Genomic DNA, 13,874 nt, shown 5'->3' on the forward strand with positions numbered 1-13,874 from the left:
CGGGCACGGTTCACGTTGCTTTACTCCGTTGGGGTCACCCCTTCGGTAGGGTACCCAAGGGGGTATTCGCGAGGAGTGTGGGTCGTGGAGCTGGCGATGGCGGCTGAGGAACTGAAGACGGTGGTCAACCGGCTGCGACGGGCGCAGGGCCAGATCGCCGGTGTGATCAAGATGATTGAGGAGGGGCGGGACTGCGAGGACGTGGTCACCCAGCTCGCCGCGGCGTCCAGGGCTCTGGACAAGGCCGGTTTTGCGATCATCGCCACCGGTTTGCAGCACTGCCTGACCGATGCGGACATGGCTGCTTCCGGTGACCGGGAGCAGATGCGTACTCGGCTGGAGAAGCTGTTCCTTTCGCTGGCCTGAGCTGTGGTGCCGCGAGGCCGGATCACCCGCCCGGCCGGGGCCGTCGGCCACGTGGCCCGGCACACGCCGAAGGGGAGGGATCCGGAGCCGGATCCCTCCCCTTCGGCGTGTGGTTCAGCGGTCGCGCAGTGCGGCCAGCGTGTTGTCGAGGTCGGCGGTGCGGGGACGGTTGTGGGGGAGCTTGGCGAGGACGGCGGCCATGCCGCAGGTGTTGGTCAGGGCGGAGAAGACCAGACCGGCCGCGATGCCGGCGGAGATGAGCTGGAAGGCGGGGTGGACGACGAGGCCGAGCAGCAGGCCGAGCAGCACGGTCACTCCTGCGCTGAGCCTCACCTGCCGCTCCATTCCCCAGGTGGCGCGGGAGGCGCCCTGGGGACGGTGGAGCTCGTGGCCGTCGGCCGCCCAGGCGCTGGTGCCTCCCGACAGGGTGGCGGCGGCGATGCCGTTCTCCGCGAGGATCTTGCAGGCGTTGAGGGAGCGTACGCCGGAGGCGCAGACGACCAGGACGTCGCCGCGGTCGGTGGCGTGACGGATGTCGGGCAGCGCGCGCCGGATCTGGTCGAGGGGGATGTTGAGCGCGCCGGGGAGATGGCCGCCGGCGTACTCGCCGGGGGTGCGCACGTCGATGACGGTCAGTTCGTGCAGGCGGGCACGCGCCTCGTCAGTGGCAAGGGCCGTGGGGGTGGTCATGGCAAGGTCCTTACGGGTTCAGAAGTGGTGGTGGAGCTTGATCTGACGAAAGCGGGCTGGAGGCGGTCCTGGGAGGCGCGGTGGCCTGGAGAAGTTCTCCTGGTCCCTTGGTCCGAGCCGTTGGCAGCCGTCGTGCTCAGGCGATCACGTCGACGAGCATGAAGGCCGCCACCGCCAGCAGGACACCGGCAAAGATCTTCTGAAGGGTGGTGCCGGAGATCTTCGCCGCGAGGCGCTTGCCATCCCAGGCGCCGAGGACCGCGGCTCCGGTGAAGGGGCCGATGACCTCCCAGGGGAGCCCGCCGGTGGTGCCGGTGCGAGCGGCGAGCGCGGCGAGTGAGTTCACCGTGATGACGAGCAGGCTGGTGCCCACCGCCCGCCGCATGGTCAGTCCCAGGACGCCCACCAGAGCGGGCACGGCGAGGAATCCCCCGCCGACCCCGAGAAAACCCGTCACGGCGCCGAGTCCGGCACCGGCACCGGCCGCCTTGCCGGGACGGATCCGGTCCGGCGGCCCGGACGCGGACGGCCGCAGCATACGCAGGGCCGCCAGCGCGGCGATGACCGCGAACGCCGCCGTCAGTACGGCTTCGGGCAGGTGCCCGGCGGCAGCACCGGCGAGGAAGGCGGGGACGATGCCCGCCGCGGCGAACAGGGCCCCTGTCTTCCCTGCCACGTTGCCGTCGCGGGTGTGGGCGTACAGGGCGGTGGCGGAGGTGGCGGTGACGATGATCAGGCTTGCGGTGGTGGCGGCGGCCGGGGTGAAACCGAGCAGGTAGATCAGTGCCGGCACGGCAAGGACGCTGCCACCGCCGCCGAGGGCTCCCAGGGCGAGACCGATGACGGCCCCGGCAATGAGGGCGAGAACGAGTACGGTCACGCTGTCTGGCCGCTGTTCCCGCGTTCGTCGACGACGGGGTGCCCGGCGGCGGCCCACGCGTTCATGCCGCCCTCGACGTCCACCGCCCGCGCTCCGCGCTGGGTGAGGAGCTTCACGGCCTGCTGAGAGCGGTGACCACTGCGGCAGATCACCACCAGCGGACGGCCCTCGGCCTCGGCGGGCAGGGCGGTGCCGGCGACCAGTTTCGTCAGCGGTACGTGAAGGGCGCCCGGGGCGTGGCCCGAGTTCCATTCGGGCGTTTCACGGACGTCCAGCAGGACCGCGTCAGGCCGGTCGCCGCTGGTACGGCCGCGTGCCTCGTCGGCCGTGACACGGGGCCCGTTTCGGCGAAAGAGCAACATCACACGTTTCCTTCCGTGCGAGAGGGGACGGCCGGTATTCAGCCAGAGGTCAGGGACAGCCCGGCCTGCGCCGCGGCGCCGAAGCCGTCGTCGACGGCGACCACGTCGCGGCCGGCGGCATCGAGCAGGGAGGCGGCGATCGCCGCGCGCATCCCGCCGGCGCAGTGCACCCACACCGTGCCGTGCGGCACCTCGCCGATACGGCCATGCAGCTCGTGAATCGGGATGTGGACCGAGCCGTCGATGTAGCCGCCCGCCCGCTCGGAGTCCCGGCGCACGTCCAGGACGACCACGTCATCGCCGCGGTCGCATGCCCGGGCGAGGTCGGCGAAGCGGGCCCGCGGGAACGAAGCGAGCTGCTCGCCCTCAGCGACCCAGGTGGCCGGGTCGCCGGTGGCGGCGGCGGCCGGGCGGTCGATGCCGACCCGGGCCAGCTCGCGCTGCGCGTCGGCGATCTGCGCGGCGGTGTCGGCGAGCAGGGTGACGGGCTTCCCCCACGGGATCAGCCAGGCCAGGTAGGTGGCGAGCTTGCCCTCGCCCTCGAAGTTGAACGACCCGGCCACATGCCCCTCGGCGAAGGCCAGACGGCTGCGCAGGTCCACCACCCACTCACCCGCCGCCAGCCGGGAGGCGATCTCGCCTGCGTCCGCACGCCGCGGCGGGGTCAGGTCGACGGGGGCGGGGCCCGCGGCGTTGGCCGGGCCCATGTGCGCGTAGTAGGCAGGCACGTCCTCCAGCCCGGCAAGCATCCGCTGAACGAAGGTGTCCACGTCCAGCGTGAGCGCGTCGTTGTGGGTGCGTTCCCTGCCGATCGTGGTCGCGACCCCCTCGGTCTGGGCGGAGGAGCAGAAGCTGCCGAACCCGTGGGTGGGCAGTACCGGCACCTCGTCGTCCAACTCGGCCGCCAGGCGGTGGGCGGAGGCGTGCTGGGCCCGGGCCAGCTGCTCGGTCAGCCTTGGTTCGACCAGGTCGGGACGGCCCACCGTGCCGATCAGCAGCGATCCGCCGGTGAACGCCGCCACGCCACGCCCGTCCTCTTCCAGGACGTAGGAGGTGTGGTGCGGGGTGTGCCCGGGGGTCGCGATCGCCCGCAGCACCAGATGCTGGTCCACGTCCGCGGTGTCGCCGTCGGCGACCGGGGTGCGGGCGAAGGACACGTGCGCCGCCGCGGGCACCAGGTACTGAGCGCCGGTGAGGCGGGCCAGCTCCAGGCCGCCGGTGACGTAGTCGTTGTGCACGTGGGTCTCCGCCACGTACGCGATGCGCACCCCCCGCCGTGCGGCGGCGGCGATCACCTGGTCGATGTCGCGCGGCGGATCGACGACGACCGCGGCCGCGGCTCCCCCGGCCAGGTAGCTGCGATTGCCGAGCCCCTCGAACTCCAGGGTGTCAACGAAGAACACGACTACGACTCCTCTCGAACGATGTACCCCGGGGGGTATCTGGTACCCACCCTAACAGGAGTACCCCCGGGGGTATTTCTGTGGTCCGGGGCACGCCGCGACCTCGGCGGGGAGCTCGCGGCTGCCACGGGGCGGGGGCTGCCGCGCCTGGGACAACCTCCTGGGACGACGGCAAGAACACCGCCGGCTTCCGGGTGATCGGCTACAAGTTCAGCTCCTTCACCCTGCGGGCCGGCCTGCTCCGCTGGCAAAGACGTGGACAGCCCGCGAACCTGACGCCCCCTCCGGCCGTCAGGTCCAGGACGAGGGTCTGGTCGTCCTCCTCGACCCCCACCCGCCCCGGGAACATCACACGGCGGCGGCCCTGGCCGTCGTCGGCGTCGGCGGCGGCGGTGACCGTGATGGCCGAGGCCGGGCAGAGGCCGGCGGCCGGTCGACGCGGACGTCCACGGGGCGACTTCGCTGAGGGCCTCATCGGCGGCTCGGCGGTCGGCGAGGCGGTTGAGTGGCTCTGTTCACGGGAACCGACAGCAGATGCTCACCGCTTGGGGAGTCACCTGGGCGGGAGCCCCGGATTCGAACTGTGAGCCTCGTGACATCGTTGCGACGCCTTCGCGGCAGGCGTCACAACAAGTCGGGTGCAGCCACCTGGGTCAGCGCCGCTTCGACCCGGCGGTTGCTCGTCATGGATGCCGTGACAGCCGTCATCGCCAAGAGGAGGCCTGCGGCGGCGTAGAGCGGGGTGCGGATGTCGTAGGTGGTGGCCAGCCAGCCGCCGAGGAAGGCGCCGATGGGGGCGGCACACATGGCGAGCATGCGGGAGGTGGAGGCGACCCGGCCCATGAGGTGGGCGGGGACGATGGCCTGTCGGAGGGAGGGCGCGAGCACCATGGTGGCGCCCATGCCGGCCCCGCAGACGGCGAGCGTCAGCCCGGCCAGGTACGGGTTCGGGGTGGCGGCAAGGCCCAGGATGGCAAGCCCTTCGACGGCGGCGGTGCAGGTGAGTGCGGTTCCGGTGCCGAGCCGGCGGCCGAGGTAGGAGGCGATGCCTGCACCGAGCAGGCCGCCGGTGGCCTCCGCCGCAAGGAGCAGGCCGAAGCCGTAGGAGTCGATGCCGAGGCGTTCGTGTGCGAAGAGGGCGAGTACGGTCTCCACGGCGAGGAAGGCGACGTTCCCGACCGCCGGGCGGAGCGCGAGGCCGAGCAGCACCCGGTCTCGGAACACGTACGAGGCCCCAGCCCGCGCCTGCCGGAGCAGCGACTCGCGGGCCGCCTCCGGCAGGGGCCGGGGCATGGCGGGCAACGTACGTACGAGCAGTGCGGAGAGCATGAAGGACACCGCGTCGGCGAGTAGGGGAACCGACCGACCGAGCGCGAGCAGGGCGCTGCCCGCGGGCGGTCCCGCGAAGCCGGACATGGCGGTCTGTGCTCCGCGCAGGCGGGAGTTGGCGCGCTCCAGGAGCGCGGGGTTCCGGTCGAGTAGATCCGGGAGATAGGCCGTGGCGGCCGTGTCGAAGAAGAGCCCGCCGAGACCGAGCAGGAAGGCGACGGCCGCGAGCAGTGGAATGCTCAGCACGTCGAGCACGGCCGCCGCGGCCGGTACCCCGAGCAGTGCCGCACGGGCCGCGTCCGCGACCCACATCGTGCGCCGGCGGTCCCAGCGGTCCACCAGCGCACCGCCCAGCACCCCGAACAGCAGCCACGGCAGCGTGCCCGCGGCCGTGACGACGGCGAGCGCCATCGGATCCCGCGTCAGCGTCAGCGCGACCAGCGGCAGCGCGGCGTGCGTCACCCCGTCGCCGAGCGAGGAGACCGTCTGCGCGGTCCACAGCCGCACGAACCCGGCAGGCAACTTCCCTATATCAGAGGTCACTTGGCGCCCCCTTCGGACCGCTCGCCCTGCGCCGGGTGGAACAGCGCGAAGACGAACGACGCGTCAGGAAGCGAAGGATCGGAAAGCTCCCGGTACTCGTCCGCCAGCGCCTGCAGCCGCGCCCCCAGTTCGGCGAACTGCTCCTCGGTGAGCCGCAGATGCGCCATCCGCACGTGTCGCTCGGCGCCCGAGGGCGACGCTTCCAGGTCCGCCACCGCGTGCCGCATCAGCAGGTCGGGGCCTCCCTCGCCCGGGTCCGGCAGCACGACCGACCGGGCAGCCATCGCGTAGTACCGCTCGGTGACTCCGCGGACCTTCCGCGTCCGCACCACCTTCACCAGGCCGGCCCGCTCCAGCAACCGCACGTGATAACTGGAACTTCCCTTGGCAAGACCAACCCGTTCGGCGATCTGCGTGATCGTCGCCGGCTCGAAGCGGAGCACGGCCATGATCCGGTGACGCGTGAGGTTGGAGACGGCGCGCAGCTGCTCGTCAGTGGTGACGTGAAACGTCTCGGGAACGTCGGCGGTAGGCATGGGAGCAATGGTCAACAGTTCTTGACCATTGCGCAAGGGGATTTCGCCCGGACCTTCTGGTGTCCGCACGCGAGACTTCTGCCAAACCGGCACGCACGGGGGCATATGCCCGCCGCGCCCAAGGCGCCAGACGTCGGTCTCGGTGGCCGGTGGTCAGCAGGCTGGGCAGAGCCCGTTCGCCCTTGGAGGGACGGCCGGTGTCACGACGGCCAGTTGGTGGGCTCCGGCGCACGGCACGGTGCGGGCTGCGCGGCCGGCGACATCACCGTGACGGTGAACGTGCCCACGTAGCAGCGTGATGTCGGTCAGATCGACCGGGAGTTCTTGGGCGCGGCGGCCGTAGTCGCGGAAGCAGACCTCGCCGAGTGCGTTGGCGGTGGCCTGCTGGAGCTCGATGTCGGTGGCGCCGGCGTCCCGGGCTTCGAGGAGGCGCGCGGCCTGGGCCGACCAGGCGTACCGTAACAAGACGGAGGATCAGCTCGGCGCACTCGGCCTGGTACTCAATGCCCTCGTGCTCTGGACCACGAAGTGCATCGAGCCACCGTCGCCCGGTTGAAGGCCGAGGGCCAGGTCATCCCATCGCTTCTGCGGTAACACCTGGTTGCGGTCGGGTCCGCATGCCCCAGCGGGCGAGAGACGGGCCAACAGCACCCAGTGCCGCGAAGAACACCGCCAGCAGCAACCAGCCTGTCGTGCCGAGGCCGAGTACCACCGTGGTGAGGATCGCGGGGGCGAGAGCCTGGCCCGCGCTGAAGCCGAGACCGAAGACACCTTGGTACTGGCCCTGTGCATGGTCGGGGGCGAGACCGAAGCCCAGGGCGAAGGCCGCCGATGACTCCCACACCTCTCCCAGACTGTGGACGAAGATCGCGGCCAGTACGAGTCCCGCCGCCGCCCAGACAGGGGTGTACGCCGCCAGCGCCATCATCGGGCAGCTGACGAGGAAGAGCAGCCCCGCCGTGCGAAACGCCAGGCCGCCGTCGTGCGGGGTCTCGATCCGCGAGCCGATCCTGGTCTGCATCAGTACACAGAACAGAGAGTTGACGGCGAACAGCGCGGCCACCGTCCAGCGTGGCGCCTCGGTGTGCTCGGAGATCCAGATCGGCAGGAGGAGCGAGACCACCGGGTACTGCAGTCCCATGGCCCCGTAGAAGGCAGTGAACGCCAGGAAGGGACGATCCGCGAAGACGAGCCAGCGACGCCGGCGTGGCGGCGCCGCCAGCACGGGATAGCGGGGCAGCAGGAGCAACAGCACCGCGCACAAGGCGAAGCTCGCCGCGTTGCCGAGGATCAGCGTGACATAGGCACCGCGGGTGCCCGCGGCCAGCGCCAACCCTGCGCCCACCGTTCCCAGAACGACGCCCAGGTTGACGAACGTACGCAGCTTGGCCCGGAACAGTGCCGGGCGCTCACCCCCGACCCGGACCACCAGCGCGCCCCACGCCGCTCCACCAGCCGCCGCGGCGATCTGGTCGGCCGTCGCGATGATCGTGAGCGCGGCCCAGCTCTCGACGAGGACGAGAGCCGCCATCGACACGGCCTGGACCGCGAGGGCCAGCATCATGACCGTGCGCGCCCCTCGCCGATCTGCGAGATGGCCGCCTGGTATGCCCGCGCAGAGACCGATCACTCCGGCGATGGTGAGCGCGGCACCGACCTGCACCGCAGGCAGGCCCACGACCAAGGTGAAATAGAGCGCCGACGCCGCGTTGAACAGACCATTGCCGACTCGGTTGACGAAACTGGCAGCGACCAGCACGCGTTCCGGCCCACTGTCCCCCGCCATCCGGCCTATTCGACCCGCCACGTCGCCCTTGATCATGGACGGCACGCTAGCAGCGTCCGCAGATTTGGCGGGGGTAGCACCATGAACCCCTGCGATCCGCGGGAGATAACCCGAAGATCACGGCAGGCCTCCCCCGGCAAGATTCGCCGGACAGGCCCTGGCTGTTGACGGCGAGCGAAAGGTCTCAGGCGGTGGTGCGGTGGTCTGGGTGTGCGGCGAGCGCGGCGTCGGCGCTGGGGTGGACGGACAGGAAGGAGTCCATCCCGGTGACGCTCAGCAAGCGGTTCAGCCGATCGGGAATGGCCGCCAGGGTGAGACTGCCGTCGGCGTCCTTGGCGCAGCGCCAGATGCCGATGAGGGCGCCCAGGCCTGAGGAGTCGCAGAAGGTGACGCCCGCCAGGTCGGCGACCAGGTCGGGGTGGCCGTCGGCGATGAGTTCCAGGGCGCGGGTCCGTACGGCGGGCGCGGTGGCGATGTCGAACTCGCCGGACAGTGCGATGACGGCGAGGGTGCCGTCGGTGTGGGGGACGTCGATGTGGAAAGCGTCGGTCATGGGCGTCGGTTCTCCTGCCCGACGGAGGTGTCGGTGGTCGGGGCTGCGGCGCTGTGGGCGGTCGTGGTGATGCCGGCGGGAGCGGCATCCGGGGTGGGGACGGACAGGGCCAGCAGGGCCACGTCGTCGCGTTCGGTGTCGGGGAGGGTGTCGAGGAGTGCGACGGTGTCGTCGATCAGGCAGCCGGCATTGACCGGCGCCGGCCGCTGGGCGAGGAAGTCGGTCAGGCCCGTGTCGTCGAGCATGCGGCCGTCGGCGGTGCGGGCCTCGGTCAGTCCGTCGGTGTACAGCAGCAGGCCCTGGCCGGGTGCCAGGTGCAGGGTGCGTGAGGCGAAGGCGGCTTCGGCGAACGCGCCGACCAGCATGCCGCCCTTGGCGCGGACCGCCTCCACCCGCACGCCGCCGCCTTCGGCGGGGCTGAGGTGGTAGGCGGGCGGGTGGCCGCCGGTGGCCAGCGTGACCGTGAAACCGCCGTCCGGTGCCGGATCGAGCAGGCCGAAGATGGCGGTGCAAAAGCGGGTGCCGACCGCCGCGTCCAGGATCAGCGCGGCGTTCAGTGCCTTGAGCGCGGCCGTGGGATCGGCGTCGACGAGGGCCGCGGCTCGCAGCGTGTAGCGGGTCAGTGAGGTGACCGAGGCGGCTTCGGCGCCCTTGCCGCACACATCGCCCAGGAAGAACGCCCACCGGCCCCCGTCCACGGGGAAGACGTCGTAGAAGTCGCCGCCCACTTGTTGCGGGGAGGCGGTCTGGTAGTGGCAGGCCAGTTCCAGCCCCGGTACGGCGGGCAGTGCCGGGGGCACCAGGGTGCGCTGCAGGGTGGAGGCGAACGCGGCGATGGCCGCCTTGTCCCGCTCCGCGCGCCGGCGGGCCTCTTCCTCCGCCTGGCGCTTCTCCTGCTCGGCGCGCACGACGTGCAGCGCGGACAGCCGCAGCTCCAGCTGGTCACGCACTACCGCCGCCAGGTCCGCCAGCGTGGCCGAATCCGCCTCGCTGATCTCGCGGGGGCGGGTGTCCAGGACGTTGACCGTGCCCAGCCGGTATCCGTCGGCGGTGATGATCGGAGCGGCGGCGTAGAACCGTACCCCCATCGGGCCGGCGACCAGCGGGTTGGAGCAGGCGACCGGATCGAGCAGGGTGTCGGGGATGACGGTGATGTCATCGGTGAGCACCGCCGAGGCGCACAGGCCCGGATCCCGGCCGATCTCGGTGACGCCTTCCAGGCCGTGCGTGGCCTTGAACCAGATCCGGTCCTCGTCCACGATCGTCACCGTCGCCACCGGCACCTCGAACAGGCGCGCGGCCAGCGCCGCGACCCTGTCGTAGGCGCCGTCCGGAGGAGTGTCGAGAATGTCGTAACGGCGTACGGCCGCCATCCGCGCCGCCTCGAGCGACGCGACCGCAGGTTCCTTCGGTGTTATCGCAGGCGGGCTCGCTTGCTCCGGCATGTTCCTCGTCTCGTCATCCCCCCCGGGAAGGCACTGACCAGACAGCCAGCACCCCGAGACCCTATCGAACATGCCAGCGCCACTGCTCAGGAGCGTCGCCGAGCGGCCGGTCCGGAGGCTTGCGGAGGAAGCCGGTGATCCGGCGGTACGCGTTCGCGTCCGGCTGTCTGCTCGGTCGGCCGCGTCCGGGCAGCGCCTGGGCGTCTGGGCCGCCGGTCGGGTCCGCCACGCCGGCACGTGGGTCCGGGGCGGTGCCGGGCGGCAGGCCGACCAAGCCACCGGGAGGCCGGCGGCGGGCATGCGCAGCGGCCCCGTAGACAGGAGGAGCAGGGTTCCACTGCCGGGTCTGCGGGGCCGGTGCGTGGGTCACGTACCCGCTAGGGCGTCCGATACGCCCGATCTTTCCCAACTGGCCCAGAGTCGGCCTTCTATACGAGTGGGGCCCGGCCTCATCGGCCGGGCCCCATCACCTCACGGGTAGCGCGTTCTCGCGCCGAGTGCTTCCTTCTTTACCAGCGGTACCAGCGGCCCCTGCGGCCTGCACCGTCCGCGGAACGGACGACGAAGCCCAGCAGCCAAACGATCAGCACGATCACCGCGACCCACCACAGGGCCTTCAGTGCGAAACCCGCACCGAAGAGGATCAGAGCCAGAAGCAGAACCAGAAGCAGGGGAACCATTGTTATCAACCTCCTGGCCAACGCATGCCCTTACCTCGACCCGACAAGCACATAAAATGTGAGTTACTTTCACGAAGTGCGGGGCATATGCAGACGCCGCGCGGGACATGCCTGACGTCCCAAGTCCCGCACCGCACGCAGGACCGACAGACAACACCCTCACCGCCCGGCGGCACGCCGCAGTCTGCGGCTCTGTCTTCTCCGGCGATGCGGCCGAACTGACCGTCCACGAGAAGGTGCGAGACAGCGAGGCAGAACGGCCCACCGGCTCGACGGAAGCGGAAACCGGGAATGTGCCGGCTTGGAAGGCGAGCCCAAGGTCCTGCCAAGGCCCTCGTCTTCGAACCGACCGTGCCGGGCCCTGGCGGGGAGGCCGTGCCCGGGGTCGGGGTCGGACTCTGCTGGGCGTGGTCGGCGAGGCCCCCGCCTATCTCGCCGAGCTGATCGCCGCCAAGGAAGCCGCGGAACACGCCCCAGCCGCCGGACCCGCGTCAGACGTCCTGGCCGCGGACCTGGAGTCCCTTCTCGCCGCCCTGACCGACGCCCAGAGCCGCACCCACCTGCCCGGCGAGGCCCGGGCCCACGACGACCTCGACGCGTTCGTCGTCCGTATCCGACTGACGTACGGACGCTGAGCCAGGACCTGGATGCCGGCCCGCATGCCGGCCGGCTTCGATCTGACGATCGCGCCGGAGCCGGCGTACGAGCTCAGGACGGCCGTCCCGCGGGGACATAGCCGCAGTCGGGCGGGCCGGCTGGCTGCTTCTGGCCTTCGTCCCTTCCCTCGTCTCGGTGGTGGCCGGGGCAACGGTCCTCGGCTTCGGGTCCGACGCCGACGGGGTCCGGCGTGCGGTGGGCGTACGCACGCCGTGACCTGGTGGCGCGGTTAGAGGGCTGGCCGGCCGGTGGGACGGGAGCGGGTCAGCGCGCGGCGGCCGAGGAGCACGGCGCCCAGTCCCAGAGGGATGGCCACGATGGCGCCGACGAGTCCGTTGCCGGTGCCGGGGCCGCCGCTGGAGGTGGCCAGGTGGAGCACCGCGAGGGCCGTGCCGACCAGCCCCACCGCGATGGCCGACATCCCGCCGATGCGTGCGTTGCCGGTGCTGGTCCGGCGGGCGGCGCGGGCCAGGGTCAGCCAGCCGGTGGCCAGTCCGAGGGCCCCCACTCCGAGGGCGAGGTTGGCCCCGGTTCGGCCGTCGCCGATGATCCCGCCCTCGGCGGCTGCCATCAGCGCTGCTGAAGCACTCATGCCGGTCTTCTCCTTCTCCGTGATGGGTATGCGAGGTTCGATGCGTGAAGAGCTTGCGGGGCGGGTCCCCTGTCGGTCGTCCAGCGGATGCAGGCACTTCGCGCTGCCGCCGTTGCTGCATCCGAATACTGCGGATGCAGCAGGCGGAGAGGCGGTGTCGTGCGCGCGGTAGCTGACTGATCGTCCTGGAGTCGGACTCGCCCGGAAACGCGTACGGTTACGGTGCACCCATGGAAAGAGGGCGGTTCGCTGTACCGGCCCAGGTCACCGACTGGGCGATCGCCGCTGGTGTGGCGGCGCTGTTGCTGAGCACCGGGCTGTCCGGGCCGCCGGCCGGGGGCCGCGAGCTGCTCGGCTCCGCGCTGTTGGCGGCCGGCGGGCTGGCGCTGGCCGCGCGCCGCCGGGCACCGCTTGTGGTCCTGGCCGTCACCGGGCTGTCCGCGGTGGGCTACCAGGCGGCCGGGTTCGAGGTGCTCGCCGTGTCGTACCTGGTCGCGGTCTACGGCGCGGTACGTGCTGGGCACCGCACCGTCGCACTGGTGGCAAGCGTGGGCCTGCTGGTCGTGCTCCACGTCACCGCCCTGGTTTCCCACGACGGGCCCGCGCGCGAGGTCGTGGCGCAGGCGCGGAGCACCCTGGAGATCGCCTGGCTGATCGCCGCGTTCGCCGCCGGGGAGGCGGTGCGGCAGGCCGAACGACGGGCGGACGAAGCCGAGCGCTCCCGCGAGGAGACCGCGCGACACCGGGCCGACGAGGAGCGGCTGCGCATCGCCCGGGAGCTGCACGACTCGCTCACCCACCAGATCTCGGTCATCAAGGTGCAGTCCGAGGTCGCCGTCCACGTGGCCCGCCGACGGGGCGAGCAGGTGCCGGAGGCCCTGCTGGCGATTCAGGAAGCCGGCCGGGAGGCCAGCCGGGAGCTGCGCGCGACCCTCGAGGCGCTGCGCGACGACGACACCGCCCCGCCGCACGGACTCGACCACATCCCCAGCTTGGTGAAACGGTTCCGAACGACCGGCCTGGAGACGACGCTGACGATCGACGGGCGACCGCAGGCCGTGCCGGCGGCAGTGGGCCGAACCGCGTACCGGATCGTTCAGGAGTCGCTCACCAACGTCGCCCGGCACGCCGCCGCCTCCACTGTCGCGGTGCTGATCGACTACCGGCCGGACCACCTCGCCATCCGCGTCGACGACAACGGAAAGGCCGCCCCGCATCCCGCGCCGGCGCCCGGCCTCGGGCTGCTCGGCATGCGCGAACGCGTCACGGCCCTGGGCGGCCGACTGCGCACCGAGCCGCGCAGCGCAGGCGGCTTCACCGTCCAGGCCGAACTCCCCACGAACGGAGCGCCGTGATCCGGGTCGTGCTGGTCGACGACCAGCCGCTCATCCGCAGCGGCTTCCGCGCGCTGCTCGGCCTCGAGGACGACATCGAGGTGGTCGCCGAGGCCGCCGACGGCGAAGAGGGCTTGGCGCTCGTCAAGGAGCTGCTGCCCGACGTCGCGCTCCTCGACATCCAGATGCCCGTCATGGACGGCATCGAAGCGACCCGGCGCATCGCCGCGGACCCGGCCACGGCCGGCGTACACGTCGTCATGCTGACCAACTACGGCATGGACGAGTACGTCTTCGAGGCGCTGCGGGCCGGCGCCGCCGGCTTTCTCGTCAAGGACATCGTCCCGGAGGACTTCCTGCACGCCGTGCGGGTCGCCGCCCGCGGCGACGCCCTGCTCGCCCCCGCGATCACCCGCAAGCTCATCGCCCGGTACGTCGCCCAGCCGCCCCGCGCCCGTGCCGGCAGCGGGCTGGAGCAACTGACCGGCCGCGAGCGCGAGGCGGTCGCCCTGGTCGCACAGGGCCTGTCCAACGACGAGATCGCGGACCGCCTGGTCATCAGCCCGTTGACCGCCAAGACCCACATCAACCGGGCCATGGCCAAGCTTCACGCGCGCGACCGCGCCCAGCTCGTGGTTCTTGCCTACGAATCCGGCCTGGTCACCCCGCGCAGCGGTGACGCTGCTTGACGACGAGGACGTTCCCGGCGAACGCGCCG

Annotated in this window: 16 protein-coding genes; 4 read left to right on the forward strand and 12 right to left on the reverse strand. The window is 71.6% G+C overall.

What is annotated here, in order from left to right; all coding sequences use genetic code 11:
* Positions 1-84 precede the first annotated feature (84 nt).
* Positions 85-366: a metal-sensitive transcriptional regulator gene (locus ACIGO8_RS30790; RefSeq protein WP_010358257.1), complete on the forward strand. Its 282-nt coding sequence runs from the start codon at positions 85-87 to the stop codon at positions 364-366.
* Positions 367-480: 114 nt separating this feature from the next.
* Here ACIGO8_RS30790 and ACIGO8_RS30795 read toward each other — a convergent pair whose 3' ends face one another.
* The 11 genes from ACIGO8_RS30795 to ACIGO8_RS30845 all read right to left on the reverse strand — a co-directional run bounded on the left by ACIGO8_RS30795 (position 481) and on the right by ACIGO8_RS30845 (position 10,573).
* Complete coding sequence (locus ACIGO8_RS30795) at positions 481-1,056, reverse strand: rhodanese-like domain-containing protein (protein WP_399737494.1); 576 nt, start codon at positions 1,054-1,056, stop codon at positions 481-483.
* A 136-nt stretch (positions 1,057-1,192) separates the two neighbouring features.
* Positions 1,193-1,936 (reverse strand): sulfite exporter TauE/SafE family protein, encoded by a 744-nt coding sequence (locus tag ACIGO8_RS30800; protein ID WP_399737496.1) that lies wholly within the window; start codon positions 1,934-1,936, stop codon positions 1,193-1,195.
* A complete protein-coding gene (locus ACIGO8_RS30805; protein ID WP_399737498.1) occupies positions 1,933-2,298 on the reverse strand; it encodes a rhodanese-like domain-containing protein in 366 nt (121 codons plus the stop codon). Before ACIGO8_RS30805 ends, ACIGO8_RS30800 begins: the two co-directional genes overlap by 4 nt.
* Before the next feature lie 38 nt (positions 2,299-2,336).
* Positions 2,337-3,701, reverse strand: coding sequence for a rhodanese-like domain-containing protein (locus ACIGO8_RS30810; RefSeq protein WP_399737500.1), 1,365 nt, complete (start codon positions 3,699-3,701; stop codon positions 2,337-2,339).
* A gap of 624 nt (positions 3,702-4,325) precedes the next feature.
* Positions 4,326-5,573, reverse strand: a complete 1,248-nt coding sequence (locus ACIGO8_RS30815) for an MFS transporter (RefSeq protein ID WP_399737502.1) — start codon at positions 5,571-5,573, stop codon at positions 4,326-4,328.
* A complete protein-coding gene (locus ACIGO8_RS30820; protein WP_399737504.1) occupies positions 5,570-6,109 on the reverse strand; it encodes an ArsR/SmtB family transcription factor in 540 nt (179 codons plus the stop codon). Before ACIGO8_RS30820 ends, ACIGO8_RS30815 begins: the two co-directional genes overlap by 4 nt.
* A gap of 153 nt (positions 6,110-6,262) precedes the next feature.
* Complete coding sequence (locus ACIGO8_RS30825) at positions 6,263-6,574, reverse strand: hypothetical protein (protein ID WP_399737609.1); 312 nt, start codon at positions 6,572-6,574, stop codon at positions 6,263-6,265.
* Positions 6,575-6,680: 106 nt separating this feature from the next.
* Entirely contained in the window at positions 6,681-7,931 is a 1,251-nt protein-coding gene (locus tag ACIGO8_RS30830) for an MFS transporter (RefSeq protein WP_399737506.1), read from the reverse strand.
* A 148-nt stretch (positions 7,932-8,079) separates the two neighbouring features.
* Positions 8,080-8,448 (reverse strand): STAS domain-containing protein, encoded by a 369-nt coding sequence (locus tag ACIGO8_RS30835; RefSeq protein ID WP_399737508.1) that lies wholly within the window; start codon positions 8,446-8,448, stop codon positions 8,080-8,082.
* Positions 8,445-9,821, reverse strand: coding sequence for a PP2C family protein-serine/threonine phosphatase (locus ACIGO8_RS30840; RefSeq protein WP_399737510.1), 1,377 nt, complete (start codon positions 9,819-9,821; stop codon positions 8,445-8,447). Before ACIGO8_RS30840 ends, ACIGO8_RS30835 begins: the two co-directional genes overlap by 4 nt.
* 581 nt (positions 9,822-10,402) lie before the next feature.
* Positions 10,403-10,573, reverse strand: a complete 171-nt coding sequence (locus ACIGO8_RS30845; RefSeq protein WP_399737513.1) for a hydrophobic protein — start codon at positions 10,571-10,573, stop codon at positions 10,403-10,405.
* Between the two features lie 407 nt (positions 10,574-10,980).
* On the opposite strand from ACIGO8_RS30845, the gene ACIGO8_RS30850 reads away from it, so the two are divergent.
* Positions 10,981-11,208: a hypothetical protein gene (locus ACIGO8_RS30850; protein WP_399737515.1), complete on the forward strand. Its 228-nt coding sequence runs from the start codon at positions 10,981-10,983 to the stop codon at positions 11,206-11,208.
* 251 nt (positions 11,209-11,459) lie between these two features.
* Here ACIGO8_RS30850 and ACIGO8_RS30855 read toward each other — a convergent pair whose 3' ends face one another.
* Positions 11,460-11,822, reverse strand: coding sequence for a DUF6223 family protein (locus ACIGO8_RS30855; RefSeq protein WP_399737517.1), 363 nt, complete (start codon positions 11,820-11,822; stop codon positions 11,460-11,462).
* 230 nt (positions 11,823-12,052) lie between these two features.
* Between ACIGO8_RS30855 and ACIGO8_RS30860 the strand changes: the two genes are divergently transcribed.
* Together ACIGO8_RS30860 and ACIGO8_RS30865 are read left to right on the forward strand one after the other, a co-directional pair.
* The gene (locus ACIGO8_RS30860; RefSeq protein WP_399737519.1) at positions 12,053-13,177 is read left to right on the forward strand and encodes a histidine kinase; all 1,125 of its coding nucleotides are present in this window, start codon (positions 12,053-12,055) and stop codon (positions 13,175-13,177) included.
* Positions 13,174-13,845 carry a response regulator gene (locus ACIGO8_RS30865; RefSeq protein WP_399737521.1) on the forward strand — a complete coding sequence of 224 codons (672 nt, stop codon included), beginning with the start codon at positions 13,174-13,176 and terminating at the stop codon, positions 13,843-13,845. The genes ACIGO8_RS30860 and ACIGO8_RS30865 overlap by 4 nt, the downstream gene beginning before the upstream one ends.
* The last annotated feature ends 29 nt before the right edge of the window (positions 13,846-13,874 follow it).

Origin of the sequence: Streptomyces sp. NPDC053493 (assembly GCF_044544825.1) — a bacterium.
Taxonomy (GTDB): Bacteria; Actinomycetota; Actinomycetes; order Streptomycetales; family Streptomycetaceae; genus Streptomyces.

Coding starts and splice junctions, on each gene's coding strand:
- ACIGO8_RS30805 (WP_399737498.1), bottom strand. CDS start 2,298: ATGTTGCTCTTTCGCCGAAACGGGCCCCGTGTCACGGCCGACGAGGCA.
- ACIGO8_RS30840 (WP_399737510.1), bottom strand. CDS start 9,821: ATGGCGGCCGTACGCCGTTACGACATTCTCGACACTCCTCCGGACGGC.
- ACIGO8_RS30835 (WP_399737508.1), bottom strand. CDS start 8,448: ATGACCGACGCTTTCCACATCGACGTCCCCCACACCGACGGCACCCTC.
- ACIGO8_RS30845 (WP_399737513.1), bottom strand. CDS start 10,573: ATGGTTCCCCTGCTTCTGGTTCTGCTTCTGGCTCTGATCCTCTTCGGT.
- ACIGO8_RS30820 (WP_399737504.1), bottom strand. CDS start 6,109: ATGCCTACCGCCGACGTTCCCGAGACGTTTCACGTCACCACTGACGAG.
- ACIGO8_RS30855 (WP_399737517.1), bottom strand. CDS start 11,822: ATGAGTGCTTCAGCAGCGCTGATGGCAGCCGCCGAGGGCGGGATCATC.
- ACIGO8_RS30795 (WP_399737494.1), bottom strand. CDS start 1,056: ATGACCACCCCCACGGCCCTTGCCACTGACGAGGCGCGTGCCCGCCTG.
- ACIGO8_RS30830 (WP_399737506.1), bottom strand. CDS start 7,931: ATGATCAAGGGCGACGTGGCGGGTCGAATAGGCCGGATGGCGGGGGAC.
- ACIGO8_RS30860 (WP_399737519.1), top strand. CDS start 12,053: ATGGAAAGAGGGCGGTTCGCTGTACCGGCCCAGGTCACCGACTGGGCG.